This is a genomic window from Microvirgula curvata, from assembly GCF_054781615.1.
In genome coordinates this window covers 1-24987 of the sequence record NZ_BAAGUB010000033.1, presented here as the reverse complement: position 1 = coordinate 24987, position 24987 = coordinate 1, and the positions used below count along the sequence as shown (strand labels likewise).

The 24987-nt window shown below is 65.6% G+C and carries 21 protein-coding genes and 1 other RNA gene; 13 read left to right on the top strand and 9 right to left on the bottom strand.

Annotated features, from left to right (window positions below; genetic code table 11):
* Positions 1 to 52: 52 nt before the first annotated feature.
* An RNA gene (gene rnpB / locus ACYVG8_RS14660) (RNase P RNA component class A) lies at positions 53 to 453 on the bottom strand.
* A gap of 90 nt (positions 454 to 543) precedes the next feature.
* Complete coding sequence (locus ACYVG8_RS14655) at positions 544 to 1536, bottom strand: sulfate ABC transporter substrate-binding protein (RefSeq protein WP_315385936.1); 993 nt, start codon at positions 1534 to 1536, stop codon at positions 544 to 546.
* A gap of 168 nt (positions 1537 to 1704) precedes the next feature.
* Between ACYVG8_RS14655 and ACYVG8_RS14650 the strand changes: the two genes are divergently transcribed.
* From ACYVG8_RS14650 to ACYVG8_RS14635, 4 genes are all read left to right on the top strand, one after another.
* Positions 1705 to 2991 (top strand): DUF3422 family protein, encoded by a 1287-nt coding sequence (locus tag ACYVG8_RS14650; protein ID WP_028499474.1) that lies wholly within the window; start codon positions 1705 to 1707, stop codon positions 2989 to 2991.
* A 64-nt stretch (positions 2992 to 3055) separates the two neighbouring features.
* Complete coding sequence (locus tag ACYVG8_RS14645; protein WP_028499473.1) at positions 3056 to 4318, top strand: glutamate-5-semialdehyde dehydrogenase; 1263 nt, start codon at positions 3056 to 3058, stop codon at positions 4316 to 4318.
* A 79-nt stretch (positions 4319 to 4397) separates the two neighbouring features.
* On the top strand, positions 4398 to 5810 hold the full coding sequence (locus tag ACYVG8_RS14640) for a DUF2252 domain-containing protein (RefSeq protein ID WP_051528894.1): 1413 nt from the start codon (positions 4398 to 4400) through the stop codon (positions 5808 to 5810).
* Entirely contained in the window at positions 5807 to 5962 is a 156-nt protein-coding gene (locus ACYVG8_RS14635; RefSeq protein ID WP_159075961.1) for a hypothetical protein, read from the top strand. Before ACYVG8_RS14640 ends, ACYVG8_RS14635 begins: the two co-directional genes overlap by 4 nt.
* Before the next feature lie 9 nt (positions 5963 to 5971).
* Here ACYVG8_RS14635 and ACYVG8_RS14630 read toward each other — a convergent pair whose 3' ends face one another.
* From ACYVG8_RS14630 to ACYVG8_RS14615, 4 genes are all read right to left on the bottom strand, one after another.
* Entirely contained in the window at positions 5972 to 6715 is a 744-nt protein-coding gene (locus ACYVG8_RS14630) for a pseudouridine synthase (RefSeq protein ID WP_036386099.1), read from the bottom strand.
* Between the two features lie 113 nt (positions 6716 to 6828).
* Positions 6829 to 7167 (bottom strand): MliC family protein, encoded by a 339-nt coding sequence (locus ACYVG8_RS14625; RefSeq protein WP_028499471.1) that lies wholly within the window; start codon positions 7165 to 7167, stop codon positions 6829 to 6831.
* Between the two features lie 15 nt (positions 7168 to 7182).
* Positions 7183 to 8484 carry a peptidylprolyl isomerase gene (locus ACYVG8_RS14620; protein ID WP_028499470.1) on the bottom strand — a complete coding sequence of 434 codons (1302 nt, stop codon included), beginning with the start codon at positions 8482 to 8484 and terminating at the stop codon, positions 7183 to 7185.
* Positions 8481 to 10694, bottom strand: a complete 2214-nt coding sequence (locus ACYVG8_RS14615; RefSeq protein ID WP_158537485.1) for an LPS-assembly protein LptD — start codon at positions 10692 to 10694, stop codon at positions 8481 to 8483. The genes ACYVG8_RS14620 and ACYVG8_RS14615 overlap by 4 nt, the downstream gene beginning before the upstream one ends.
* A 167-nt stretch (positions 10695 to 10861) precedes the next feature.
* Between ACYVG8_RS14615 and ACYVG8_RS14610 the strand changes: the two genes are divergently transcribed.
* The 7 genes from ACYVG8_RS14610 (at position 10862) to ACYVG8_RS14580 (ending at position 18628) form a co-directional block, all read left to right on the top strand.
* The gene (locus ACYVG8_RS14610) at positions 10862 to 11851 is read left to right on the top strand and encodes an aminoglycoside phosphotransferase family protein (protein ID WP_028499468.1); all 990 of its coding nucleotides are present in this window, start codon (positions 10862 to 10864) and stop codon (positions 11849 to 11851) included.
* A 17-nt stretch (positions 11852 to 11868) separates the two neighbouring features.
* The gene (gene murU / locus ACYVG8_RS14605) at positions 11869 to 12552 is read left to right on the top strand and encodes an N-acetylmuramate alpha-1-phosphate uridylyltransferase MurU (protein WP_028499467.1); all 684 of its coding nucleotides are present in this window, start codon (positions 11869 to 11871) and stop codon (positions 12550 to 12552) included.
* Positions 12553 to 12566: 14 nt separating this feature from the next.
* The gene (ruvC, locus tag ACYVG8_RS14600) at positions 12567 to 13103 is read left to right on the top strand and encodes a crossover junction endodeoxyribonuclease RuvC (protein WP_028499466.1); all 537 of its coding nucleotides are present in this window, start codon (positions 12567 to 12569) and stop codon (positions 13101 to 13103) included.
* A 253-nt stretch (positions 13104 to 13356) separates the two neighbouring features.
* Complete coding sequence (leuS, locus tag ACYVG8_RS14595; RefSeq protein ID WP_460746162.1) at positions 13357 to 15969, top strand: leucine--tRNA ligase; 2613 nt, start codon at positions 13357 to 13359, stop codon at positions 15967 to 15969.
* Between the two features lie 67 nt (positions 15970 to 16036).
* On the top strand, positions 16037 to 16567 hold the full coding sequence (locus tag ACYVG8_RS14590) for an LPS-assembly lipoprotein LptE (protein ID WP_158537486.1): 531 nt from the start codon (positions 16037 to 16039) through the stop codon (positions 16565 to 16567).
* A complete protein-coding gene (holA, locus tag ACYVG8_RS14585) occupies positions 16567 to 17574 on the top strand; it encodes a DNA polymerase III subunit delta (RefSeq protein ID WP_028499464.1) in 1008 nt (335 codons plus the stop codon). Before ACYVG8_RS14590 ends, holA begins: the two co-directional genes overlap by 1 nt.
* Positions 17575 to 17689: 115 nt before the next feature.
* Complete coding sequence (locus ACYVG8_RS14580) at positions 17690 to 18628, top strand: patatin-like phospholipase family protein (RefSeq protein ID WP_315385949.1); 939 nt, start codon at positions 17690 to 17692, stop codon at positions 18626 to 18628.
* A 71-nt stretch (positions 18629 to 18699) separates the two neighbouring features.
* On the opposite strand, the gene ACYVG8_RS14575 is transcribed toward ACYVG8_RS14580, so the two are convergent.
* Entirely contained in the window at positions 18700 to 20406 is a 1707-nt protein-coding gene (locus ACYVG8_RS14575; protein ID WP_460746160.1) for a proline--tRNA ligase, read from the bottom strand.
* Between the two features lie 197 nt (positions 20407 to 20603).
* On the opposite strand from ACYVG8_RS14575, the gene ACYVG8_RS14570 reads away from it, so the two are divergent.
* Positions 20604 to 22472 (top strand): potassium transporter Kup, encoded by a 1869-nt coding sequence (locus ACYVG8_RS14570; protein WP_036386094.1) that lies wholly within the window; start codon positions 20604 to 20606, stop codon positions 22470 to 22472.
* On the opposite strand, the gene ampD is transcribed toward ACYVG8_RS14570, so the two are convergent.
* Positions 22473 to 23030 (bottom strand): 1,6-anhydro-N-acetylmuramyl-L-alanine amidase AmpD, encoded by a 558-nt coding sequence (gene ampD / locus ACYVG8_RS14565; RefSeq protein WP_036386091.1) that lies wholly within the window; start codon positions 23028 to 23030, stop codon positions 22473 to 22475.
* Positions 23031 to 23109: 79 nt separating this feature from the next.
* Here ampD and ACYVG8_RS14560 point away from each other — a divergent pair, with 79 nt between their 5' ends.
* Positions 23110 to 23631, top strand: a complete 522-nt coding sequence (locus ACYVG8_RS14560) for a hemerythrin domain-containing protein (RefSeq protein WP_028499460.1) — start codon at positions 23110 to 23112, stop codon at positions 23629 to 23631.
* Here the strand turns inward: ACYVG8_RS14560 and ACYVG8_RS14555 are convergent.
* Positions 23628 to 24683 carry a sodium:calcium antiporter gene (locus tag ACYVG8_RS14555; protein ID WP_460746159.1) on the bottom strand — a complete coding sequence of 352 codons (1056 nt, stop codon included), beginning with the start codon at positions 24681 to 24683 and terminating at the stop codon, positions 23628 to 23630. The two genes, ACYVG8_RS14560 and ACYVG8_RS14555, sit on opposite strands and share 4 nt — an antisense overlap.
* Positions 24684 to 24987 lie beyond the last annotated feature (304 nt).

Genomic DNA, 24987 nt, shown 5'->3' with positions numbered 1-24987 from the left:
CTGTCTGAAAACAAAACCCCCGCACGTGGCGTGCGGGGGTTTTGTCTGCATCTGGCGAAGTCAGCCTGTAAGCCGGGTTCTGTGTCGGACGGTTGCCCGTCCCAGACAGTCATTCCTCTAGGCGTACGGTTACCCGCACGCTCCAGCAACCTACCCGGGAACAACGCGAGCCGCGTTGGCGCTCCCTGCTTGGTCTTGCTCCGGATGGGGTTTAGCCTGCCGTCCGTGTCGCCACGTCCGCGGTGCGCTCTTACCGGGACCGGTTGCCCGATCCGTTCCCGAAGGAATCCACCTTTTCACCCTTGCCTGTGCCGGTTGCCCGGCCATCGGCGGTTCTGCTCTCTGTTCCACTTTCCGTCGCCTCGCGACGCCCGGCCGTTAGCCGGCATCCTGCTCTGTGGAGCCCGGACTTTCCTCCCCCCGCGAACGGGCGGCGACTGTCCGGCTGACTTCGATGCGCATTCTAACCGATGCCGGGCCGGACGTTGTTCTTACTTCAGCCGGACCGAAAGCGACGGGCGTCCGCCTGCATGGCCAGTCTGCTTACTTGACCGAAATCCTGTCGAACACGCCGCCGTCGGCAAAGTGGGTGTGAGCGACCTTCGCCCAGCCACCGAGCGACTGGATGGTGAACAGCTTTACGTTCGGGAACTGCGACGCGTATTTGGCAGCGACATTCTTGTCGATCGGGCGATAGTAGTTCTCGGCAATGAGGGTCTGCGCTGCCGGCGTGTACAGGTAGTTCAGGTAATCCGTGGCGATGGCACGGGTGCCCTTCTTGTCGACGTTCCTGTCGACCACCGCCACCGGCGGTTCGGCCAGAATGGACACGCTCGGGGCGACGATGTCGAACTTGTCCGGACCCAGCTCCTTCTTCGACATCAGCGCTTCGTTTTCCCAGGCCAGCAGCACATCGCCCATCCCGCGTTCGACAAAGGTCATGGTCGCGCCGCGTGCGCCGGTATCCAGCACCGGCACGTGCCTGAACAGTTCCTTCAGGTAGGCGGTGGCGGTCTGGGCGTTGCCGCCAGGCTGCTTCAGCGCCCAGCCCCAGGCCGCGAGGTAGTTCCAGCGTGCGCCACCGGAGGTTTTCGGGTTCGGGGTGATGACCTGTACGCCCGGCTTGACCAGGTCGCCCCAGTCCCTGATGTTCTTCGGATTGCCCTTGCGGACCAGGAACACGATGGTCGAGGTGTACGGGCTGGCATTGTGCGGCAGGCGGCTCTGCCAGTTGGCCGGCAGCGCCCTGGTGCGTTCGGCGATTTCGTCGATGTCCCAGGCCAGCGCCAGCGTCACCACATCGGCCGGAATGCCGTCGATGACCGAGCGGGCCTGCTTGCCCGAGCCACCATGCGACTGCTGGATGGTCAGGGTATTGCCCGGATGCTTGCCCTGCCATTCCTTGACGAAGGACGCATTCACGTCCTTGTACAGCTCGCGCGTCGGGTCATACGACACGTTCAGCAGTTTGTAGTCGGCAGCGAGGGCATGGCCGGCGGTGGCCAGCAGCGCGGCGAAGAGCAGGGTGCGTTTCATCGGGGGGACTCCGTGGGTGTGGGGTAGCGTGGAGCCATGCTAAGGCGAAACGAATATTCCAAAAAATAATGGAAAATCCTTACGTAATTTCTTTTTGGTCTATTGAGGCGGTCAGCCCCGGCAGGAACGCTGCTTTACAACGTCAACATACCCTCTGAGAATCGCCGCATGATCTCGCTCTCACTGCACCCGCTTCGGACCGAACTGAATGACGAAGCCCATGCCCGACCTTCGCTGCCGGTGGCCGCGCCGGCCCGGTTGACGTCACTGACGTTTTTCTTCGAGCGCGACAGCGGCGAGCAACTGGCCGCCGTGTCCGCACTGGCGGCCCGCCTCGGCATGGATGCGCCGCCGGCTGGCGCCACGCACTATGTCGGCCGGGCCGGCGAGCTGACCGTCAGCTGGTCGCGACATACCGAATTCGTCAATTACATCTTCGGTCTGGACGGGACCGGCGGCGATCCGTTCGTGCAGAACGCGCTGACCCATATCCCGGACGACTGGCTGGAAACCGTGCCCGGGCAGATGCTGGCCGGCGTCCATGCGCTGATCATCGATGCCGGCGCCGCCGGGCAGCTGGACCAGATGGCGGCCCGGTGGTTTTCCGCCCATGACCTGATCGGCGCCGACCTGGCCGACGGCAATGCGATGGCGCTGACCGACCTGCGGCTGCATGACGACGCCTATGCCGGAGTCGGCTTCGTGCGCTACGTGATGCTGAACCGCGACATGAGCGCCCGCCAGGCCGGGCGCATGCTCGGTCGTCTGTTCGAGATCGAGACCTACCGCATGCTGGCGCTGCTGGCACTGCCGCTGGCCAAGCAGCAGATCCGCGAACTGGACCTGCTCGGTGTCGCCTTGCGCGATGCGACGCGGCGGCTGCGCGCGACCGACGAAGAGCCGGCGCTGCTGGCCGATCTGGCCGGGCTGTCGGCGCAACTGGAGGATGCCGTCAGTGCCAGCCAATACCGTTTTTCCGCTGCCAGCGCCTATTACGAACTGGTCGGGCGGCGCATCGGCGAGCTGCGCGAGTCGCGCATTGCCGGTCTGCAGCCGTTTCGCGAATTCATGGAGCGCCGGCTGGCGCCGGCCATGGCGACCTGCGAAACCGCCACCCGGCGCCAGGAACGGCTGTCGACGCGGCTGCAGCGTGCAACGGCGCTGATGCGGACCCGCATCGAGGTCGGCCTGCAACAGCAGAACCAGCAACTGCTGCAGTCGATGGACCGGCGTGCCGAGCTGCAACTGCGACTGCAGGAAACGGTCGAAGGGCTGTCGGTCGGCGTGCTGACCTACTATGCCGTCGGCCTGTTTGCGTATGCGGCCAAGGCGGTCAAGGCTGCCGGCTGGCATGTGAATCCCGAACTGGCCACCGGCCTGGCCATCGTGCCGATCGCCGCCTGCGTGTGGTTCGGCGTCCAGTTCGCGAAGCGGCGACTGCTGCACGACGATTGATGGCGGGGCGCGCCGGCTTCGCTGACTGTTGTAACATCGACGGCATATTCCGAGGAAACGCGAGATGGACATCCAGACCTATATGCACGAACTGGGCCGTGCCGCCCGCGCCGCCAGCCGCGAGATGGCGCGCGCCGACACGCTGACCAAGAATACCGCGCTGCACGCGATTGCCGATGCGATCGATGCGGCCACCGACGCGCTGCTCGAAGCCAATGCCGAGGATGTGGCCGCCGCGCTGGCCGATGGCCTGGCACCGGCGATGATCGACCGGCTGACGCTGAACGAAAAGACCATTGCGACCATGTCAGAAGGGCTGCGCCAGATTGCCACGCTGCCGGATCCGGTCGGCGAGATGGGCGGCTTCGCCTACCGGCCGTCCGGCATCCAGCTCGGCAAGATGCGGGTGCCGCTCGGCGTGATCGGCATCATCTATGAAGCCCGCCCGAACGTGACCGCCGATGCCGCCGGCCTGTGCCTGAAGGCCGGCAACGCGGTGATTCTGCGCGGCGGCAGCGAAGCGATCCGCTCGAATCGCGCCATTGCCGATTGCGTCAGCGCCGGGCTGGAGCAGGCCGGGCTGCCGGCCACCGCCGTGCAGGTGGTGGAGACGACCGACCGTGCTGCCGTCGGCCAGCTGATCACCATGCCCGAATACGTCGACGTGATCGTGCCGCGCGGCGGCAAGGGGCTGATCGCCCGCATCAGCGCCGAGGCGCGGGTGCCGGTCATCAAGCATCTGGACGGCAACTGTCATACCTATGTCGACGTCGACGCCGATCTGGTCAAGGCGCTGTCGATCTGCGACAACGCCAAGACCCAGCGCTACGGCACCTGCAACACCATGGAAACGCTGCTGGTGAATGCGGTGGTCGCGGCGGAGTTCCTGCCGCAGATCTGCGCGATCTACCTCGACAAGGGCGTCGAGTTGCGCGGTGACGACACGGTGCGCGCGCTGGTCGGTGCGGACAGGGTGGCGGCGGCGACCGAAGACGACTGGTTTACCGAATATGCGGCGCCGATCCTGGCGCTGAAGGTGGTTGACGGGCTGGACAGCGCGATCGCGCATATCAACCACTACGGCAGCCATCACACCGATGTGATCGTGACCGAGAATTACACGTCGGCGCGCCGTTTCCTGCGCGAGGTGGACTCCAGCTCGGTGATGGTCAATGCCAGCAGCCGTTTTGCCGATGGTTTCGAGTACGGGCTGGGTGCCGAAATCGGCATTTCCACCGACAAGATCCATGCGCGTGGTCCGGTCGGGCTGCTGGGGCTGACCAGCGAGAAGTGGATTGTGCTCGGCGACGGCCAGATCCGCGTCTGAGAGACGGCATGACCGGGCTGGCCGGGTGTCCGGCCAGCCACTATCCTGAATACGTTCGTCCTGCCCGCGGAGTTTCGCCATGACGCTTTCCCGTTCCCAGCAGCGCTATGTCGATGGCAAGACGCAACGCCGCTTCACCCCGCGCCGCAGCCATGGCGAACTGTCGCTGGCCGCGGCGCGTGATCCGGTCGCCATGATCGAGGCATCCAGCCAGGGGCGGGTGCCGGCGCTGGTGCCGTTGCGTTACCAGCGCATGCTGGCGTCGCCGTTTGCCTTCTTCCGGGGCGTGTCGCTGATCCAGGCCGCCGATCTCGCCGCCGGGCCGGACAGCGGCATCATCGTCCAGGCCTGTGGCGATGCCCATCTGATGAATTTCGGCTTTTTCGCCTCGCCGGAACGCAACCTGCTGTTCGACATCAACGATTTCGATGAAACCCATCCCGCACCATGGGAATGGGATCTGAAGCGCCTGCTGGTCAGCCTGGTGCTGGCCGGGCGCGAACAGGGCTTTTCCGCGGCCACCATCGAGGCGGCTGTCCGGGCGGCCACCACCAACTACCAGGCCTTTGTTCACCGTGCGACCGGCATGGGGGCGATGGCGGTCTGGTACGACCGGGTGTCGATGGACATGCTGCAGCAGCGGGTCGAGGACGACCCGGCGCTGAAGAAGCGACTCAACAAGCTGGCGCAGCAGGCGGTCGGCCGTACCAATGAAAAACTGCTGCCGAAGATCACCACCGTCGAAAATGGCATGCTGCGGTTCAAGGAAATGCCGCCGACACTGTTCCATACCCATGACGACGGTTCGCTGCTGCCGAATGACGACAGCTGGCTGGCCTCCGGCAACTGGCAGGCGATGGTCGAGCCGATGATGGCGGACTACCTGGCCACGCTGATCGACGATCGTCGTGCGCTGTTGTCACGGTTCCGCATGGAAGACATGGCATTCAAGGTGGTCGGGGTCGGCAGTGTCGGTACCCGCTGCCTGGTGATGCTGCTGCAGGACGATGGCGACGAGCCGCTGTTCCTGCAGATCAAGGAGGCCAGACCGTCGGTGCTGGAAGGTCATACCGGCCGCTCTGCCTTCAGTCATGAGGGGGAGCGGGTGGTGTCCGGCCAGCGGCTGATGCAGGCGGCCAGCGATGTGTTCCTCGGCTGGACCACGGGCCCGGCCGGACGGCACTTCTATGTGCGGCAGCTGCGTGACATGAAAACCTCGGTGTCGCTGGCCGAGATGGATGCCGGCACGCTGGAAGCGTACGGCCGGGTCTGTGCCCGCACGCTGGCGCGCGCGCATGCGAAGTCCAGCGGTCGGGCTGCGGAAATTGCCGGCTACTTTGGTCAGAGTGCGGTGCTGGTCGATGCGCTGGTGCGGTACGCGCACGGCTATGCCGACCAGGTGGAGGCCGATTACGATGCGTACCGGCAGGCGGTCCAGCAAGGGCGGATTTCGATCGACACCGGCGACCCGCTGAAAACGGGGGCGCTGTGAAGCCGGCGCCGCGCTACCGCCTGCTGCATGGCCGGGGGCGGACCGTGCTGCGGCTGGGCCTGCTGGCGGTCAGCCGCCGGGCCCTGCGGGCGCGCCGGCCGGTTCTGGCCGGCGGTCTGCTGGTGCTGGCCTGGGTATTGCGCCCGCGCTGACGCCGGCTGCTACCAGAAGCGTTCGCCGGGGGCGAGGTAGCGCCACTGGCCGAGCGGCAGGTCACCGAGCAGTACCTTGCCGATGCGCACGCGCTTGAGGCCGACCACCCGCAGGCCGACCAGTTCGCACATGCGACGGATCTGGCGCTTCTTGCCCTCGTTCAGCACGAAGCGCAACTGGTCGCGATTCTGCCACCACACCCGTGCCGGCTTCAGTGCCTCGCCATCGAGCGACAGGCCGTGGTTCAGCAGGCGCAGGCCGTCGGCATTCAGGCGGCCTTCGACCCGGACCAGGTATTCCTTGTCCACCGGCGAGTCCTCGCCGATCAACTGCCGGGCGATGCGGCCGTCCTGGGTCAGCACCAGCAGGCCGGTCGAGTCGATGTCGAGCCGGCCGGCCGGTGCCAGACCCTGCAGGTGCTCGCGCCGGAAGGTCTGGCGACTGGCGTCACCTTCCCACAGATTGGCCGGCAGGATCAGCGCGGCGGCGGGCTGGTAACCTTTTTCCGCCTGGCCGGACACATAGCCGATCGGCTTGTTGATCAGCACGGTCACCCGCGCCGCCTGTGCCTCGCTGGCCACGCGGTCGAGGTCGATGCGCTGGTTCGGGAATACCTTGCTGCCCAGTTCGCTGACGACGACGCCGTCAACGCGAACCAGACCGCGGGCAATGTAGTCGTCCGCCTCGCGACGCGAGCACAGGCCCAGTTCGGACATGCGCTTGGACAGGCGGATCTTGTCGGTGTCTTCCATGATGGGATCCCGGGTAATGGACTGGTTCCCGCAGCAAGGGTGGGAATCAGCATGGCGAGCAATGAATGCGAACGTCCGGCGCGCGGCCGGACGTGGGTATGGGAGGCAGTATATCAGCCGATCTGGCGGCAATTCTCGGCAAAGCGGTGTTCACCATCCGCGCCGCGCCAGAACAGGGCGCTGCCCGGAGGGTCCGTCTGCCATTGCCAGACCAGCTGGGCATTCTCGAAACGGTTGCCCTGTTCGGATGCCACCGGCGTCAGCAGGTAGTGGCGATCACGGTAGCGCAGATCGACACGGGTCAGGCCGGACAGGTCCAGCGGCATGTCGCGCACGGTGAAGCGGACGCCGTTGTCGCAGCGGTAGCGGTCGACGCCGGCCGCCTTCGCCGCCGGCGCGGCGAGCAGCGCGGCAAGCAGCGCCGGGTACAGCAGGCCGGGGCGAAGGGTCATGTTCGTGCGCGCCGATCAGTGTTCCTGCAGGCGTTCCTGGACATAGGCCGAGTCGCGCAGCTGACGCATCCAGTCGGCGTAGGCCTGTTCGGCCTTGCGGGCGCGCAGTTCCTGGCGGACTTCGTTGCGCTCGCGCTCATTGCCGACGTCCTGCTGGCGCGAACCGGCGATCTGGATCAGGTGCCAGCCGAACTGGGTGCGGACCGGTTCGGACAACTGACCCGGCTTCAGCGCCTGATAGGCGCGCTCGAAATCAGGCACCATGTCGCCGGGGTTGACCCAGCCCAGTTCGCCACCGCGCGCGGCACTGCCATCCTCGGAGTAGAGCTTGGCGGCTTCGGCGAACGGCATGCCCTTCTGGATGCGGTCGCGGATCTGCAGGATGCGGTTCTTGGCATCCTGTTCGCTGACCGCCTCGTTGGTACGCACCAGGATATGGGCGACGCTGGTCTGCTCGACCATCTGCGCCTGGCCGCGGGTGCGCTTTTCCTCGAGCTTCAGGATGTGCAGGCCGTTGGCAGAACGCAGGATCGGCGTGTGCTGGCCGACCTGCAACGGGTCGATGGCCGCGACGAACGGTGCCGGCAGGCGGGCTGCGCTGCGCCAGCCGAGTTCGCCGCCGCTGAGGGCATCGCCGGCATCGGAGAACGAGGCGGCAACCTGGGCGAACGGCTTGCCGGCCTGCAGCAGGGCGATCGCCTCATTGGCACGCGCCTGTTTCTTGGCGATGTCCTGCGGATTGGCCTGGTCCGGCAGCGAGACGAGGATATGGGCCAGCCGGTATTCGGTGCGGCTGGCATTGACGGCGCTCTTCAGTACGGCATCGACTTCGCTGTCGGACACGAACACCTTGCTGTCGACTTCGCGTTCGCGCAGGCGGTCGATCATGACCTGCTTGCGCAGGGTCTCGCGGAAGGCCTGCTCGCTGGTCCCGCTCTGCTTGAGCTTGTCGCGGAACTGCGCCGTGGTCAGCTTGTTCTGCTGCGCCAGACGGTCGATCACCCGGTCGAGCTCGTTGTCGTCGATGCGGATGCCATTGTTGGTCGCGTACTGCAGCAGCACTTCCTCGTTGACCATGCGGTCCAGCACTTGCTGTTCCAGCACGGCGTCGGCAGGCAGCGGCACATTCTGTTTCTTCAGCTGCTGCACCGCCTCGGCCACCCGGGCGGACAACTGCCGCTGGGTGATGACGCCCTTGTTCACGACCGCGACGATACGGTCGGCGGTGCGGACTTCGGCGGCGGCGAGCGCAGGCTGCGCCAGCAGACTGGCGGCCAGGATCAGGGCGGAGGGGCGGAGGAGCGGTCGAAGGTTCATTGGAGGATAGCGTTCTTGTTTGACTCGGTATAGCCAGGGATGGCCAGCTTGAGTGCATCGAGGGGATTGTTGCCCAGACGGCCGAATTCCGCCAACTCCAGCTGGAAGAAATAGCTGGTCTTGGTGTCGTTCAGGCTGGATACATAGTGCTGGACCACGAAGCGCGCTGCCCAGCAGCCGGCACGGTATTCGACGCCGGCCAGGTGTTCCAGCGGCGTGCTGTCGGTCAGCGAGTAGTTTTCCCGTGCCACGCCATACCAGCGCGGGGCGATCGGCCACATGACGCCGAGGTCGATCTGGCGCTGGTTTTCATACACCTGGGAGCCGACCTGGACCTGGCGGTCGTAGCGGTAGCGCAGCGACGCGACCCGGTCCGGATCGGGCGAGTAGCGGATGCCGGTGCTGTAGCGCTCGGCTTCCTTCAGCGTGTTGTTCCACTGGTAGTTGGCTTCGACCGACGTGCGGCGGTTCAGGTCGCCGCCGATGGTGCCGAGTACGTCCGACAGCCCCTTCTGCGGCGCGGTGCCACCGGGCAGCGTCACGCGCTGGTCGATGAACGAGTAGCGGCCGGCCAGGCCGAAGCGCAGGCGCTCGATGCCATTTTCGGGATCGAGAAAGCGCGTGGTCGCACCGAAGGTGACCTGGTTGGCATCGTTGATGCGGTCGCCGCCGGTAAAGCGGTTTTCGGTAAAGATCTGCGCGAAGTCGAACGTGTTTTCCGTGGTGTCGAACACCGGCAGTTTCGACTGGTCGCGATACGGGATGTTCACGTAGTACAGCCGCGGCTCGAGGGTCTGCACCATGTCGCGGCCGAACAGATTCAATGGCCGTTCGAAATACATGCCCGAATCCAGGCTGACGATCGGCAGCGTGCGCGATTCGTTGCCCTGTTCCTGGTCGGTGCCGGAGCGGCTGTTCAGGCTGTAGTCGGTGTAGTGCACACCGAACTTCGGTGTGACGTAACCCCAGCTGCTGGTCAGCGGCAGCGATACCGACGGGTAGGCGATGAAGCGCTCGCCTTCCTGCTTGGTCGGGTGGGCAAAGCTGACGAATTCCGAATCGAATTTCAGGTTCAGCGGGGTACCGAGGCCGATATTCGCGTCCGTGCCGGTGGTGAACAGCAGTTGCGGCATGCGCTGGTACGGCGGATCGACCGGGGCGGCCGGGTCCTGCAGCGTCTGGTATTTCTGTGCACGCAGGGTCCAGCTGCCCCAGCCCGGATTCCAGTACAGCGACACGTCCTGCAGCAGGTTGATGTTGTCGGCCACGGCAAAACGGCCGCTGCCGAGGTCGCGGAAGTAGTTGCTGTCGCTGGCGTGGTTGTAGTTGATCGCCAGATTCAGTTCCGGTGTCAGCTGCTGGTTGTGGCGGATGGACAGATAGTCGCGCGTCTGACCTTCCTTCCGGTCGTCGAGCACTTCAGCCGCAATGCTGCCGCTGTAGCCCGGCTGCAGGTAGCGGAATTCACCGCCCAGCTGCAGGCCGCGATTGGCGATCAGGCGCGGCGTCAGCGTCGCATCCATGTTCGGTGCGATATTCCAGTAGTACGGCAGCGTGAAATCGAGGCCGTTGCCGGAATCGTAGCGGAAGGTCGGCATCAGCAGGCCGGACTTGCGCTCATTGCTGAGCGGGAAGTCGAGATACGGCGTCCACAGGATGGGCACGCCCTGGAACTCGAAGTAACCGTTGCGGGCGGTACCGACATTGGTGGTGTAGTCGAGGTCGATATCGCGGGCGTTGATGTACCAGTCGTCGCGGCCGGGGTCACAGGTGGTGAAGCGGCCACGGAAAATGTTGTAGGTGTCCTTGCCGGTCATGTCGACGCGCTCGCCCTTGCCGCGCAGCTTGCTGTCGGTGCGGGTCAGGTCGGCATCGAACAGCACGCCGCGGCTTTCGTCCATCGCGTAGTCGAGGTCGCGGCCGATGACGGTGTCGGTCGGGCGGCTCAGCTTGACCCGGTCGCCGGCCAGTGCGCGGCCCCTGGCCTGGTAGTAATCGAGCCAGTCTGACTCGATGGTCTGGTCGCCGCGAACGACGACGACATTGCCTTCGGCATGCAGGCGATCATTGACGATCCCGTCGATCTGGTCGGCGGTGACGGTGGTTTCCGGTTCGGCGGCGGTCGCTTGCGCGGGCGTCGTCGGTGTGGCTGGAGCGGGCTCGGCGGCTGCGGCGAATGCGGATAGCAAGGCGGCAACAAGCGGGGTCACGCGAAAAATGCGCATGGGCGGGGGCGGACTGGATTGCGGTGGAAAAACCGGCGATGGGAGCATTATCTGCAACCTGGCGTCGGACTGCGACGAATTATGCCGGCTGACAGTGGAAAATCTTGCGTAAAATCGCACAGTTTGCCATTTGCCGCAATTCCGGACACCCGATGACACGACTTTCCACCCTGCAGAACTGGGTCAGTGACCAGTGCGCCGTACCGAACCTCGAACTGACGCCCGCCTCGAGCGATGCGAGCTTCCGCCGCTACTTCCGCGCGGTGCTGCCCGACCGCAGCGTCGTGGTGATGGATGCGCCGCCCGAGCACGAGGACTGCCGGCCGTTCATCCACGTCGCCGGACTGTTTGCCGATGTGCATGTGCCGAAAATCCATGCCAGTGACCTCGATCAGGGCTTCCTGCTGCTGGAAGACCTCGGCTCGACCACCTATCTGGACGTGCTCGATGCCGACAACGCCCGCGCACTGTATCTGGATGCCATCGACGCGCTGGTGCGCATCCAGCTCGCCAGCCGCCCCGGTGTGCTGCCGGACTACGATGCCGCGCTGCTGACGCGGGAAATGTCGCTGTTTCCGGACTGGTTCGCCGGTACCCATCTGAAAAAACCATTCACGCTGGCCCAGCGCAAGGTCTGGGACGAAGCGGTCGAACGGATTGTCGCCAATGTCCTGGCCCAGCCGAAGGTGTTCGTCCACCGCGACTACCACAGCCGCAATCTGATGCTGTCCGCGGGAGACAATCCCGGCGTCATCGATTTTCAGGATGCGGTGTACGGGCCGATCACCTATGACCTGGTGTCGCTGCTGAAAGATGCCTATGTCGAGTGGGATGAAGAGTTCTGTCTCGACCTGGTCATCCGCTACTGGGAAAAGGCGCGCAAGGCCGGCCTGCCGGTCGACCCGTCGATCGACCAGCTGTATCGCGACTACGAGTGGATGGGCGTGCAGCGCCACCTGAAAGTCGCCGGCATTTTCGCCCGGCTCAGTCACCGTGACGGCAAGGACGGCTATCTGAACGATATCCCGCGCGTGCTCACCTATCTGAAGCGGGTGTGCAACCGCTATGTGGAACTGCGCCCGCTGGGTGAGCTGATCCGCGACCTGTCCGGCGAAGTGACCGCGACCGGTTTCACCTTCTGAGCATGACGATGACGGACATGAAAGCCATGGTGCTGGCAGCCGGTCGCGGCGAGCGCATGCGGCCGCTGACCGATACCACGCCCAAGCCGTTGCTGCAGGTCGGGGCGGAACCGCTGATCGGCTGGCACCTGCGCCATCTGGTCCGGGCCGGGCTGAACGATATCGTCATCAATACCGCCTGGCTGGGGGAACGCATTGAACAGGTGCTGGGCGATGGCGCCGGTTACGGCGCGCGGCTGCACTATTCGCGAGAGGGCACGGCGCTGGAAACCGCCGGCGGCATCGCGACCGCGCTGCCGTGGCTGGGCGAGCGGCCGTTCATGGTCGTCAATGGTGATGTGCTGACCGATATCGACTTTGCCGCCCTGGCCCGCGCCGGCGCGATGCTGGACGGCGTGACCCGGCTTGCGCACCTGGTGCTGGTCGCCAATCCGGCGCATCACCCGCACGGGGACTTCGACCTCGATGCCGACGGGCGGGTCGTCGACGCGCCGCGGCATACCTTCAGCGGCATTGGCGTCTATCACCCGGCGCTGTTCGTCGGGCTGGCCGCCGGTCAGCCGGCGAAGCTGGCGCCGCTGCTGCGCGAGGCCATGGCGCGGCGCCAGGTCAGCGGCGTGCTGCACGACGGGCTGTGGCTGGATGTCGGCACGGTCGAGCGACTGGACGCGGCACGGCAGATCGCGGCGGCATGGTCGTGAGCACCACGCCGGGTCTGGCAGTTCCCCGTCGCCTGCTGGGCATCGATCCCGGCTCGCGGGTGACCGGCTTCGGCGTGATCGACATCATCGGCCAGCAGCGGGTCTATGTGGCCTCCGGCTGCATCCGCACCCAGCCGGGGGCGCCGCTGACCGATCGCATCCGCACCCTGCTCGACGGACTGTCCGAAGTGGCCGCGGCCTATCTGCCGGCCGAGGCAGCGGTCGAGCAGGTATTCGTCAACGTGAATCCGAAGGCGACGCTGATGCTGGGCCAGGCGCGTGGCGCCATCCTGTCCGCGCTGGTGCTGGCCGGTCTGCCGATTTCCGAATACACCGCGCTGCAGGTCAAGCAGTCGGTAGTCGGTCACGGCAAGGCCGACAAGACCCAGGTCCAGCACATGGTGGTGCGGCTGCTGAAACTGTCCGGCACGCCGCAGGCCGATGCGGCCGATGCGCTGGCGGTGGCGCTGTGCCATGCCAATCACAGTCATGCTGCCATTGCCGGCTTTGCCCGCGACGGGCTGCGGATACGCGGCGGCCGGCTGGCCTGAATCGTCCGCCCCGGGTCCGATCCCTGCACCCGACACGGTGTCGGTCGTGCGCCGCAGGTGGTATGGTCGTGTGGCACAGCCTCAGTCCGCCGCCGCCCGTTCTCTGCGCCGAGGTTTATCGACCTCCTGACGGCGGATATACTCTGCTGCAATACGGACGCTGTTTTCAGTCGCGCGACCTTCACCAGGGGCGCGCGATACGTTTTCAAGCCCCCCGATTTCCTACTTACCGACAGATTTGCGATTGCCCGACATGCAAGAACACTACAGCCCGCGCGAGATCGAAACCGCCGCGCAACAACACTGGGACACCACCGCCGCGTTCCGCGCCGTCGAAGACACCGCCAAGCCGAAGTTCTACTGCCTGTCGATGTTCCCGTATCCGTCGGGCAAGCTGCACATGGGCCACGTCCGCAACTACACCATCGGCGACGTGCTGTCGCGCTACATGCGCATGCGCGGTTTCAATGTCCTGCAGCCGATGGGCTGGGACGCGTTCGGCATGCCGGCGGAAAACGCCGCGCTGAAGAACCAGGTCGCACCGGCGGCGTGGACCTATTCGAACATCGACTACATGCGCGCCCAGCTGAAGCGGCTCGGCTTCGCCATCGACTGGGAACGGGAAGTCGCGACCTGCAAGCCCGACTACTATCGCTGGGAACAGTGGTTGTTCACCCAGCTGTTCAACAAGGGCATCATCTACCGCAAGAACGGGGTGGTGAACTGGGACCCGGTCGACCAGACCGTGCTGGCCAACGAGCAGGTGATCGACGGGCGCGGCTGGCGTTCGGGCGCGCTGGTCGAAAAGCGCGAAATCCCGATGTACTACTTCAAGATCACTGCCTACGCCGACGAGCTGCTGGCCGATCTGGACAAGCTGGACTGGCCGCCGCAAGTGGTCACCATGCAGAAGAACTGGATCGGCAAGAGCTTCGGTGCCGACATCGTGTTCCCGTATGACGTGGATTCGATCGGTCATGCCGGCGAGCTGAAGGTGTACACCACCCGTCCGGACACGCTGATGGGCGCGACCTATGTCGCCGTCGCTGCCGAGCACGCGCTGGCCACCCAGGCCGCCGCCGGCAACCCGGCACTGGCTGCCTTCATCGCCGAGTGCAAGCGCGGTGGCGTGTCCGAGGCCGACCTCGCCACCCAGGAAAAGAAGGGCATGGCGACCGGCCTGTTCGTCGTCCATCCGCTGACCGGTGAAAAGCTGCCGGTCTGGGTCGCCAACTACGTGCTGATGGGGTACGGCGAGGGCGCGGTGATGGCCGTGCCGGCGCATGACGAACGCGACTTCGCCTTCGCCAATCTGTATGCGCTGCCGATCAGGCAGGTGATCGCCCGCCGCGACGGCGACAATGATTACGATGCCGGCCAGTGGCAGGAATGGTATGGCGCCAAGGACGACAGCGTGCTGACGGTGAACTCCGGCAAGTACGACGGCCTTACGCCGCAGGCGGCCTTCACCGCCATCGTCGACGACCTGGCCGCGCAGCAGCATGGTGCAAAGCGCACCCAGTATCGCCTGCGCGACTGGGGCATCTCGCGCCAGCGCTACTGGGGCTGCCCGATCCCGATCATCCATTGCGACAGCTGCGGCGACGTGCCGGTCCCGGCCGACCAGTTGCCGGTGGTGCTGCCGGAAGACGTGGTGCCGGACGGTTCCGGCAATCCGCTGGCCAGACTGCCGTCGTTCTACCAGACCACCTGCCCGACCTGCGGCAAGCCGGCCCGGCGCGAAACCGACACCATGGACACCTTCGTCGAGTCGAGCTGGTACTTCGCCCGCTATGCGTCGCCGGACTGCGCCAACGGCATGGTCGATGCGCGTGCCGGCTACTGGATGAATGTCGACCAGTACATCGGCGGCATCGAACACGCCATCCTGCACCTGCTGTACGCCCGCTTCTTCAACAAGCTGATGCGCGACGAAGGCCTGCTGAACAACGACGAGCCGTTCCAGCGCCTGCTGACCCAGGGCATGGTGGTGTGCGAAACCTTCTATCGCGACCTCGACAATGGCGGCAAGGAATGGATTGCCCCGGCCGACGTCGTCATCGAACGTGACGGCAAGGGCAAGATCGTTGCCGCCACCCATCGCATCGACGGCCTGCCGGTCGTGGTCGGCGGCATCGAGAAGATGTCGAAGTCGAAGAACAACGGCGTCGATCCGCAAGCGCTGATCGAATCGCATGGCGCCGATACCGCCCGCCTGTTCATGATGTTCGCCGCCCCGCCGAGCCAGTCGCTGGAGTGGTCGGACGCTGGCGTCGAGGGCGCATTCCGCTTCCTCAAGCGGCTGTGGAAGACCGTGCACGAATTCGTGGCCGATGGCGTGGTGACGGCCTATGCCGGCGGCGAGCTGGATGCCGGACAGAAGGCGCTGCGCTTCAAGCTGCACAGCACCATCCAGAAGGTCAGCGACGACTTTGGCGTGCGCCAGCAGTTCAATACTGCCATCGCGGCGGTGATGGAATTGCTGAACACCTATGACAAGACCGGTCGTGGCGATGCCACCGGCCGCGCGGTCGGCCAGGAAGTGCTGGAAACCGCCGTGCTGCTGCTGTCGCCGATCGTGCCGCATATCGCCGAAGCGCTGTGGAGCGCCCTGCGTCCGGACAGCGCCCTGCTCGACCAGGCGTGGCCGCTGGTCGATGCCGCCGCGCTGGTGCAGGACGAAATCGAGCTGGTGGTGCAGGTCAACGGCAAGCTGCGCGGCAATGTCACGGTGTCGAAAGATGCCGGTCGCGACGCGATCAAGGCCGCCGCGCTGGCGAACGACAATGTGGTGAAGTTCATGGAAGGTCGTCCGGCGAAGAAAGTCATCGTCGTGCCGGGCCGGCTGGTGAACATCGTCGTCTGAGATTGACCCCCGCGCCCCCGCCGCCAGTGACGGGGGCGCCCATTCACCGGGAGCCCCGATGTTTTCCATGCGTACCGTATTCGTCGCGCTTGTCGCGCTGGCCCTGACTGCCTGCGGCTTCCACCTGCGCGGCAGTCCGGAAGACACGGCAATGATGAAAATGCCGTTCAAGTCGGTCTATGTGGCGCCGGGCAGCCAGATTTACCCGTCCATCGTGCGTCAGCTGGCCTTCCGCCCCGACGTGGTACGGGTGAACGACATCAAGGCCGCCGAGGCCGTGCTGCGCGTGGCCGGCGAACACCAGGAGAAGGAAACCTCCGCGCTGACCCGTGCCGGTCAGGTTGCCGAATACCGGCTGATCTACTCGGTTACGGTCACGCTCGAACGCAACAAGGTCATGTATGGCGAACCGGTCACCGTGCGCGTGCACCGGACCTTCCCGTACAGCGACAACTCGGTGCTGGGCAAGGCCGAGGAAGAACAGACGGTCTGGAAGTCGCTGCGTGACGATGCCGCCACGCTGCTGCTGTACCGCATCGCTGCTCTGAAGCCGGTCGACCCGCTGGCGCCGGTGGCAACACCGCCGGCCAAACGCTGATGCAGAAGCGTATCGACGAGCTCGACCGGCTGCTGGCCGGCGGGCTCGCACCGCTGTATGTCGTGCATGGTGATGAAACCCTGCTGGCGCTGGAAGCGGCGGACGCGATCCGTGCCCGCGCGCGCCAGGACGGGTACCAGGAGCGTGAAGTCCTGACCGTGGAAAGCGGCTTCGACTGGTCGTCGCTGACCGCGGCGGCCAGCAGCGTGTCGCTGTTCGCCGACCGCAAGTTGCTGGAAATCCGCATCCCGTCCGGCAAGCCCGGTACCGAGGGCGGGGCGGTGCTGGCAGCCTTTGCCGCCCGGCTGCCCGAAGACACGGTGACGCTGGTGCAACTGCCGAAGCTCGAACGCGCGCAGATGAGCGGCAAGTGGTTTTCGGCGCTGGACGCCGCCGGCATCGTGCTGGCCGCTCAGCCGGTCGAACGGCGCGAGCTGCCGGCCTGGATCGCCCGCCGGCTGGAACGGCAGCAGCAGAGGCTGACGCCGGACGCACTGGCGTTCATGGCTGACCGGGTCGAAGGCAATCTGCTGGCGGCGCGGCAGGAGATCGACAAGCTGGCGCTGCTGCACCCGCCTGGCGAACTGGATCTGGACGCACTGCGGGCCGCGGTGGCCAATGTCGCCCGCTTCGATGTGTTCAAGCTGTCCGAGTCCTGGCTGGCCGGCGATGTGGCCCGGGTCACGCGCATGCTGGCCGGTCTGAAGGCCGAAGGCGAGGCGCCGGTGCTGGCACTGTGGTCGGTGGCCGAGGAACTGCGCGGCCTGATCCGTCTCCGTGTCGGTCTCAAGGACGGCAAGCCGCTGGCGGCGCTGATGAAGGAAAACCGGATCTGGGGCGAGCGCCAGCGACTGGTCGAACCGGCGCTGCGCCGGCTGTCGCAGGCCAGGCTGCAGACCGCGCTCGGCCAGTGTGCCGACATCGACCGTGCGATCAAGGGCGCCGGTGACGGCGACCCGTGGGACAAGCTGGAACACCTGCTGCTGGCCCTGAGCCGCACGCCCTGATCTGCTGCGGGCGAACGCTCGTCCGTTCCGCGTCGCGGGCCCGTCCGGTGGGCGGTAGACTGAAAGCGTTTACTTGATAAGGACTGGCGCCCTTGCGACGGCCCCGGGACGCAGTATGGGATACAAACTCGGCATCAACACCCTCGGCATGCACGGCCAGGGCGGGCCGCTGGATGCGCTGCCGTATCGCAAGATCGCGCTGGTCTGCGAAGGCGGCGGCCAGCGCGGCATTTTCACTGCCGGCATTCTCGACACCTTCCTGAAGCAGGATTTTTTCCCGTTCCAGCTGATGATCGGCACTTCGGCCGGCGCCCAGAACGTCTCGGCCTATGCGTGCGGCCAGCATGGCTATGCACGCGACGTCATCACCCGGCTGACCACCAGCCGCGAATTCTTCAACCCGATGCGCTTTATCCGTGGCGGGCACCTGATTGACCTGGACTGGCTGCTGGACACCACTGCCCAGTCCTGCCCGCTTGATCTTGAACAGGCGCGCCGCCGGCTGGAAGGGCGCGAGCTGCTGTTGTGCGCCTGCCGCAGCGATGATTTCCGCCCGGTGTACTTTCGCGTGCAGCAGGATGACTGGCTCGGTGCGATCAAGGCATCGAGTGCCGTTCCACTGTTCTACCGGCGCGGCGCGGTACTGAACGGCGTGACCTATCTCGATGGCGGCGTGCGCGACGCCATCCCGGTGCGCGAGGCCTGGCAGCGTGGCGCCGACCTGATCGTGGTCATCCGCACCACGCCGGCCGGCGTCATGGAACCGCCGCCCTGGCGCCTGCGCATGCAGGGCGCACTGGCGAAAAGCCGCTTCCGCGACTGGGTCGCCCTGTTCGAGTCGCACGAGCAGAGCTATGTCGCTACGCAGAAATTCATCGAAAACCCGCCCGGCAACCTGCGCATCGTCGAAATCGCGCCGCGCCGGCCGCTGCGCAGCCGCATCGTCGGCAGCTCGGCGGGGGAACTGGACAGCGATTACCGGCGCGGCACACTGTGCGCCCGGCATTTCCTGAACAAGGTTGCCCCGTACCTGCAGCAGGTGGACCCGCGCTGAAACCGGTCTGGCGTCCGGCATGAAAAAAGCCGCCGGGCAGCAGCCGGGCGGCTTTGTCGTGGCGGAGCAGATCAGCTTGCGAGTTTGTTCCGGATCAGCGCGGCCACGTCGGCCAGCGGCACACTGGTCGCGGCACTGTCGCGGCGTTGCTGGTATTCGACGTTGCCTTCCTTCAGCCCCCGGTCGCCGATGACCACGCGGTGCGGCAGGCCGATCAGCTCGCCGTCGGCCAGCAGCACGCCCGGGCGCTCGTCACGATCGTCCAGCAGCACATCGATGCCGGCTGCCTTCAGTTCGGCGTACAGCGCGTCGGCGGCTGCCTTGACCGTCTCTGAGCGGTGATAGCCCATCGGCACGATGCCGACGGTGAACGGGGCCATTGCATCGGTAAAGACAATGCCGCGCTCGTCGAAGTTCTGCTCGATCGCTGCGGCGACAATGCGGCTGACGCCAATGCCGTAGCAGCCCATTTCCATGACCTGTGACTTGCCGTCGCGGTCGAGGAAGGTGGCCGACAGTGCTTCCGAATACTTGGTGCGCAACTGGAATACGTGGCCGACCTCAATGCCGCGGCACAGCGCCAGTTCGCCCTGGCCGTCCGGACTCGGGTCGCCGGGCAGCACATTGCGCAGATCGGCGACTTCCGGTTCGGCGACATCGCGGCCCCAGTTGACGCCGGTGTAGTGCTGGTCGTCCTCATTGGCGCCGGTAATCATGTCGGCCATGGCGGCGACGGTGCGGTCGGCAATGACACGGCCCTTGAATCCGACCGGACCCAGCGAGCCGGGGCGGGCACCGAAGGCAGCCTCGATGTCGGCCGGCGCGGCGAAGGTCAGCGGCGAGTCGATACCGTCGATCTTTTCCGCCTTCAGCTCGTTCAGGGTGTGGTCGCCACGAACCAGCAGCAGCACCGGGCCGTCGCTGCCGTTGACTACCACCGCCTTGACGGTGGCCTTGATGTCGACATTCAGGAAGGACACCAGGTCGGCGATGGTCTTGACCTTCGGTGTGTGCACCTTGCTCATCGGTGCGCTCGCTGCCGGACGCGGCGTGGCCGGGGCGACGGCCTCGGCCAGCTCGACGTTGGCGGCATAGCCGGAGGTCGGGCAGTAGGCGATCACGTCCTCGCCGGAGTCGGCCAGCACCTGGAACTCGTGCGAGCCGGTGCCGCCGATCGAGCCGGTATCGGCCGCGACCGGGCGGTACTCGAGGCCCAGACGGTCGAAGATGCGGCAATAGGCGTCGTACATGGTCTGATAGGTGGCCTTCAGACTGTCGAAGTCGGTGTGGAACGAGTACGCATCTTTCATGACGAATTCACGCGCGCGCATCACGCCGAAGCGCGGGCGGACCTCATCGCGGAACTTGGTCTGCACCTGGAAAAAGTTCAGCGGCAGCTGCTTGTAGCTTTTCACTTCCTTGCGCACGACGTCAGTGATGACTTCCTCGTGGGTCGGGCCGACGCAGAAGTCGCGGTCGTGACGGTCCTTCAGGCGCAGCAGCTCCTTGCCATAGAACTCCCAGCGGCCGGATTCCTGCCACAGTTCGGCCGGCTGGATGGCCGGCATGATCAGCTCGACGCTGCCGGCGCGTTCCATTTCCTCACGCACGATGCGTTCGACCTTCTTCAGCACGCGAAAGCCGATCGGCATCCAGGTGTACAGACCGCTGGCCAGGCGCTTGATCAGACCGGCGCGCAGCATCAGTTTGTGACTGGGAAGTTCGGCTTCGCTCGGTGCTTCCTTGAGCGTGGACAGGAAAAATTGGCTGGCGCGCATGGTGACGATATCCGTTGGAATACTGGCAAAATTGTCCTGATTGTAGCGTGCGGCGGGCACGGGCGAACAGGGAGGTGCGGCGTTTCCGCCACTGGGATCAAACGGAGCATGAAGATGTATTACTCCCGGCGCGTTGCACAGACTACAATTCGACCGTTTCCGTTGCACCGCCGGCTAGTCCCGGCGGTTTCGCTTTCATGCAGACTGCCACTACGTCCAAACCGTTGCCTCCCGTTGTCATCGCCGCCCTCGGCGTGGTCTTCGGCGACATCGGCACCAGCCCGCTGTACACGCTGAAGGAATGCTTTTCTCCAGCGCACGGGCTCGCGCCGACGGCAGACAACGTGCTGGGCATCCTGTCGCTGATTTTCTGGGCGATCATGCTGGTGGTGTCACTGAAATATGTTGCCTACGTGTTGCGGGCCGACAATAACGGCGAAGGCGGGGTCATGGCGCTGATGGCGCTGGCGCTGCGCGCCAAGCGCAGCTGGAGCCTCGGCCTGATGATCGTCGGCATCGCCGGGGCGTCACTGTTCTACGGCGATGCCGTGATTACTCCCGCCGTGTCGGTGCTGTCCGCTGCGGAAGGGCTGGAAGTGGTGACGCCGGAGCTCACGCCGTATGTGCTGCCACTGGCGATCTGCGTGCTGGTGGCCCTGTTCTTCGTCCAGCGTTACGGCACGGCGAAAATGGGCACCTGGTTCGGCCCGGTCATGGTGCTGTGGTTTGCCTCCCTGGCTGCGCTGGGGCTTTACAACATCATGCAGGTGCCGGAAGTCCTGGCCGCCCTGAATCCGTATCACGCCTTCCTGTTCGTCGAGACACACCGCTTTGCCGCCTATCTGGCGCTGGGTGCCGTGGTGCTGGCGCTGACCGGCGGCGAGGCACTGTATGCCGACATGGGCCACTTCGGCCGCCGGCCGATCCGCTGGGCCTGGTTCGGTCTGGTGCTGCCGTCGCTGACACTGAACTACTTCGGCCAGGGGGCGCGCATCATCAAGGAACCGTCCGCCGTGACCAATCCGTTCTTCAACCTGGCGCCGGACTGGCTGGTGCTGCCGCTGGTGGTACTGGCGACACTGGCCACGGTGATCGCGGCGCAGGCGGTGATCTCCGGCGCCTATTCGCTGACCCGTCAGGCGGTGCAGCTCGGCTACTGCCCGCGGGTCGACATCCGCCACACGTCGGAAAACGAAATCGGCCAGATTTACATTCCGGTGGTCAACTGGGCACTGCTGGCTTCGGTGCTGATCGTGGTACTGGTGTTCCGCAGCTCGTCGGCACTGGCCGCCGCCTATGGCATCGCCGTGACCGGCACCATGGTGCTGACCACGATTCTGGCTTTCATCGTGTCGCGCTATCGCTGGCGCTGGCCGCTGCCGGCCGCGCTGGCCGTGACCGCTTTCTTCCTGAGCATTGATCTCGCCTTCTTCAGCGCCAACGTGCTGAAGGTGGTGGACGGCGGCTGGCTGCCGCTGCTGCTGGGGCTGGTGATCTTCACCCTGCTGACCACCTGGAAGCGCGGGCGTGAGCTGCTGTACCAGCGCCTGTTCGCCGATGAACTGCCGCTCGACGACTTTATCCGCAACCTGGAATCCTATCCGCCGGCACGGGTGACCGGCACGGCGGTGTTCATGACCGGGTCGACCCAGGGGATTCCGCATGCGCTGCTGCACAACCTGAAGCACAACAAGGTGCTGCACGAGCGGGTGGTGCTGATGACGATCAAGAACGTCGACGAACCATTCATGCAGGACGACACCCGGGTCGTGGTCCGGCGGCTGTCGCCGGCGTTCTGGCAGGTGATCGCGCGCTACGGCTTCAAGGAAAGCCCGAGCGTGCCCGACGTGCTGGCGCTGTGCGCCGAGCAGGACCTGGTGCTGGAAGAAATGGATACCTCGTTCTTCCTGTCGCGCGAATCGCTGATCTCGTCGTCGCGGCCGGGCATGGCACGCTGGCGCGAGCGACTGTTCGTGCTGATGTCTAAGAATGCGACCCGGGCGACCGACTTCTTCCACATCCCGGCCAACCGGGTAGTGGAAATGGGGACCATGGTCGAACTGTAGTCAGCCCTCGCCGCGCCACAGCGGCAGCCCGCTGCCGCGCGTGGTGCGCTCCCAGTCGAAGGTCGGGCCGGGATCGCGCTTGCGGCCGGGCGCGACATGCTCGTGGCCGGCCAGCTCGCGCACGCCCGGGTGGCGTGCCTTCAGCGCCTTCAGCAGCGGGATCAGCGTCAGGTACTGGGCATCGGTGAACGGATCGGTCAGATTGCCTTCCAGCTCGATGCCGAGCGAGAAGTCATTGCAGCGCTCGCGTCCGCGCCAGTTCGACACGCCGGCATGCCAGGCCCGCGCCACGGTCGGCACGCACTGCCAAAGCGTGCCGTCGCGACGAATGAAAAAGTGGCTCGACACCCGCAGCCGCGCCACTTCCGCGTAGTACGGGTCGGCATCTGCTTCCAGCGTATTGGTGAACAGCCGCAGCACGGCGTCGCCGTCATAACAGTCCGGTGGCAGGCTGATGTGGTGGATCACCACCAGCTCGATGTCCATGCTGCGGGCATCGTGGTTTGGCGAACGGCACTGCCGTGCCGGGCTGCAAATTCCTTGAGCGTCGATAATCATCGGAGCGTGGGCCTGCGTCTACAATGGCGATCACTGTAGCAGATGCCGCCCGCCCCCGAATCCGCCTGGAGTCCGCCCGATGCAGCCAGAAGAACCGTTTGCCGCACCCGCGCCGAGCTTCGCCGCGCCGCTGGACATGCTGCATGCCTGTCACGACAAGGTGCGCCGCTTTGCCGGCTGGCTGGATGCCCTGCCGGCCTGGCTGGAACAGCACGGCTGCAATGACGGTGCCGTCAGCGCGGCGCAGGGCATCTTGCGCTATTTCGATATTGCCGGCCCGCTGCATCACGATGACGAGGAACGCGACCTGTTTCCGCTGCTGCTGGCCCGCGACCCGTCGCTGGCCGATGAAATTGCCGCACTGAAGGCCGAGCACCGCGCATTCGCCGGGCTGTGGGCGCAGCTGAAGCCGCAACTGGAAGCCGTGGCGGCGCGCCAGACCGCCACGCTGGATGCCGCGCTCGCCCACGCCTTTGCCGGCCGCTACCGCGAGCATGCGGCGCGTGAGGAAGGCGGGGTCTTCGCGCAAGCCGCCGTGCTGCTGTCCGCCGCCGAACTGGCGGCCATTGGCGAGCCGATGCAGGCGCGGCGTCGCGCCTAACTGAGCGTGATCGCCAGCACCAGATACGACGCGTACAGCACGCCGTTCAGCATCAGGTGGCGGATGCGGATACCGCCCGGATGACGGGCCAGATGCCGCAGCCAGCAGGCGGCGACCAGCGTGATCACCAGACCGAGGAATACTTCCGGACGCGGCACCCACGGTGTCAGCGCAATGCCGATGGCCGGCAGCAGGGTGCCCTGGAACACCATGGCGCCGGTGATGTTGCCGAAGGCCAGGGTGTCCTTGTCACGGCGGACCCACAGGATGGAATTGATCTTCTCCGGCAGTTCGGTGGCGATCGGAATGATCAGCAGCGACAGCAGCAGCGGCGAGATGTGCAGGAAGGACGAGGCGCCGGCCACGCCGTCGATAAAGCCCTCGGCGCCCCAGACCAGCAGCGTCAGCCCGAGACCGAGCTGAAGGACGATGGTGAACAGATTGACCGGCAGCCGCAGCCGCGCCAGATACATGGTGTTTTCCGCTTCGGTGCCGTGCCCGGCCTCGACCAGCGCGCTGGATGCCTTCAGCGTTACCAGCATATAGACGAAGTACAGCAGCACCAGCACGAACGACAGCATGCCGCGCAGGTGCAGGCTGTCGTACTGGTGCGGGACGAACATGGCCAGCGTCGCAATGGCGTAGCCGGCCAGGAAGAAGCTCAGGTCGCGCTTGAGACCGGTCGGTTCCGGCCGGATATGACCGTGCAGTCCGCGCTGGCGCAGCGCGGCGATGGCCATCATGCAACAGGTCAGGGTGCCGAGCATCAGCGGCGCGCCCAGAATGGCGCCGACACCGATCTCGTGGTTGACCGTCTGGTCGGCGGTGCCGCCGATAATGGCCAGAATCGGCACCAGCGTTTCCGGCAGCGCGGTACCGACTGCCGCGAACAGCGAACCGGTGACACCCTCGGAAATATGCAGCTTCTCGCCCAGATGCTCCAGCGCATTGGTGAAGATTTCGGCGGCGACAAGAATGACCAGCAGGAAGAAGAACAGTTCGGCGAACAGCAGCGGCATGACGATGGCCGGGTCAAAATGGCGGGCCGTCATTGTATGCCTGTGGCGGCGGCTGCGCTGCGGCTGCAGGCATTGTCGCCGCTGGTGTCCACCCTGCAAGAGAGCGAAGAACGGACGAGCGAAGCGAGGTTTCCCCGCGGCGGCGGGGACGGAAGGGGGCGGGTTCAATCAGGCGACTGCCGTGCTCACGACAGTCGCTGTCAGCCGGGCGTGTACCGGCGCCACTGCTGCCGCTGGTGCCCCCCCTGCAAGAGAGCGAAGAACGGACGAGCGAAGCGAGGTTTCCCCGCGGCGGCGGGGACGGAAGGGGGCGGGTTCAATCAGGCGACTGCCGTGC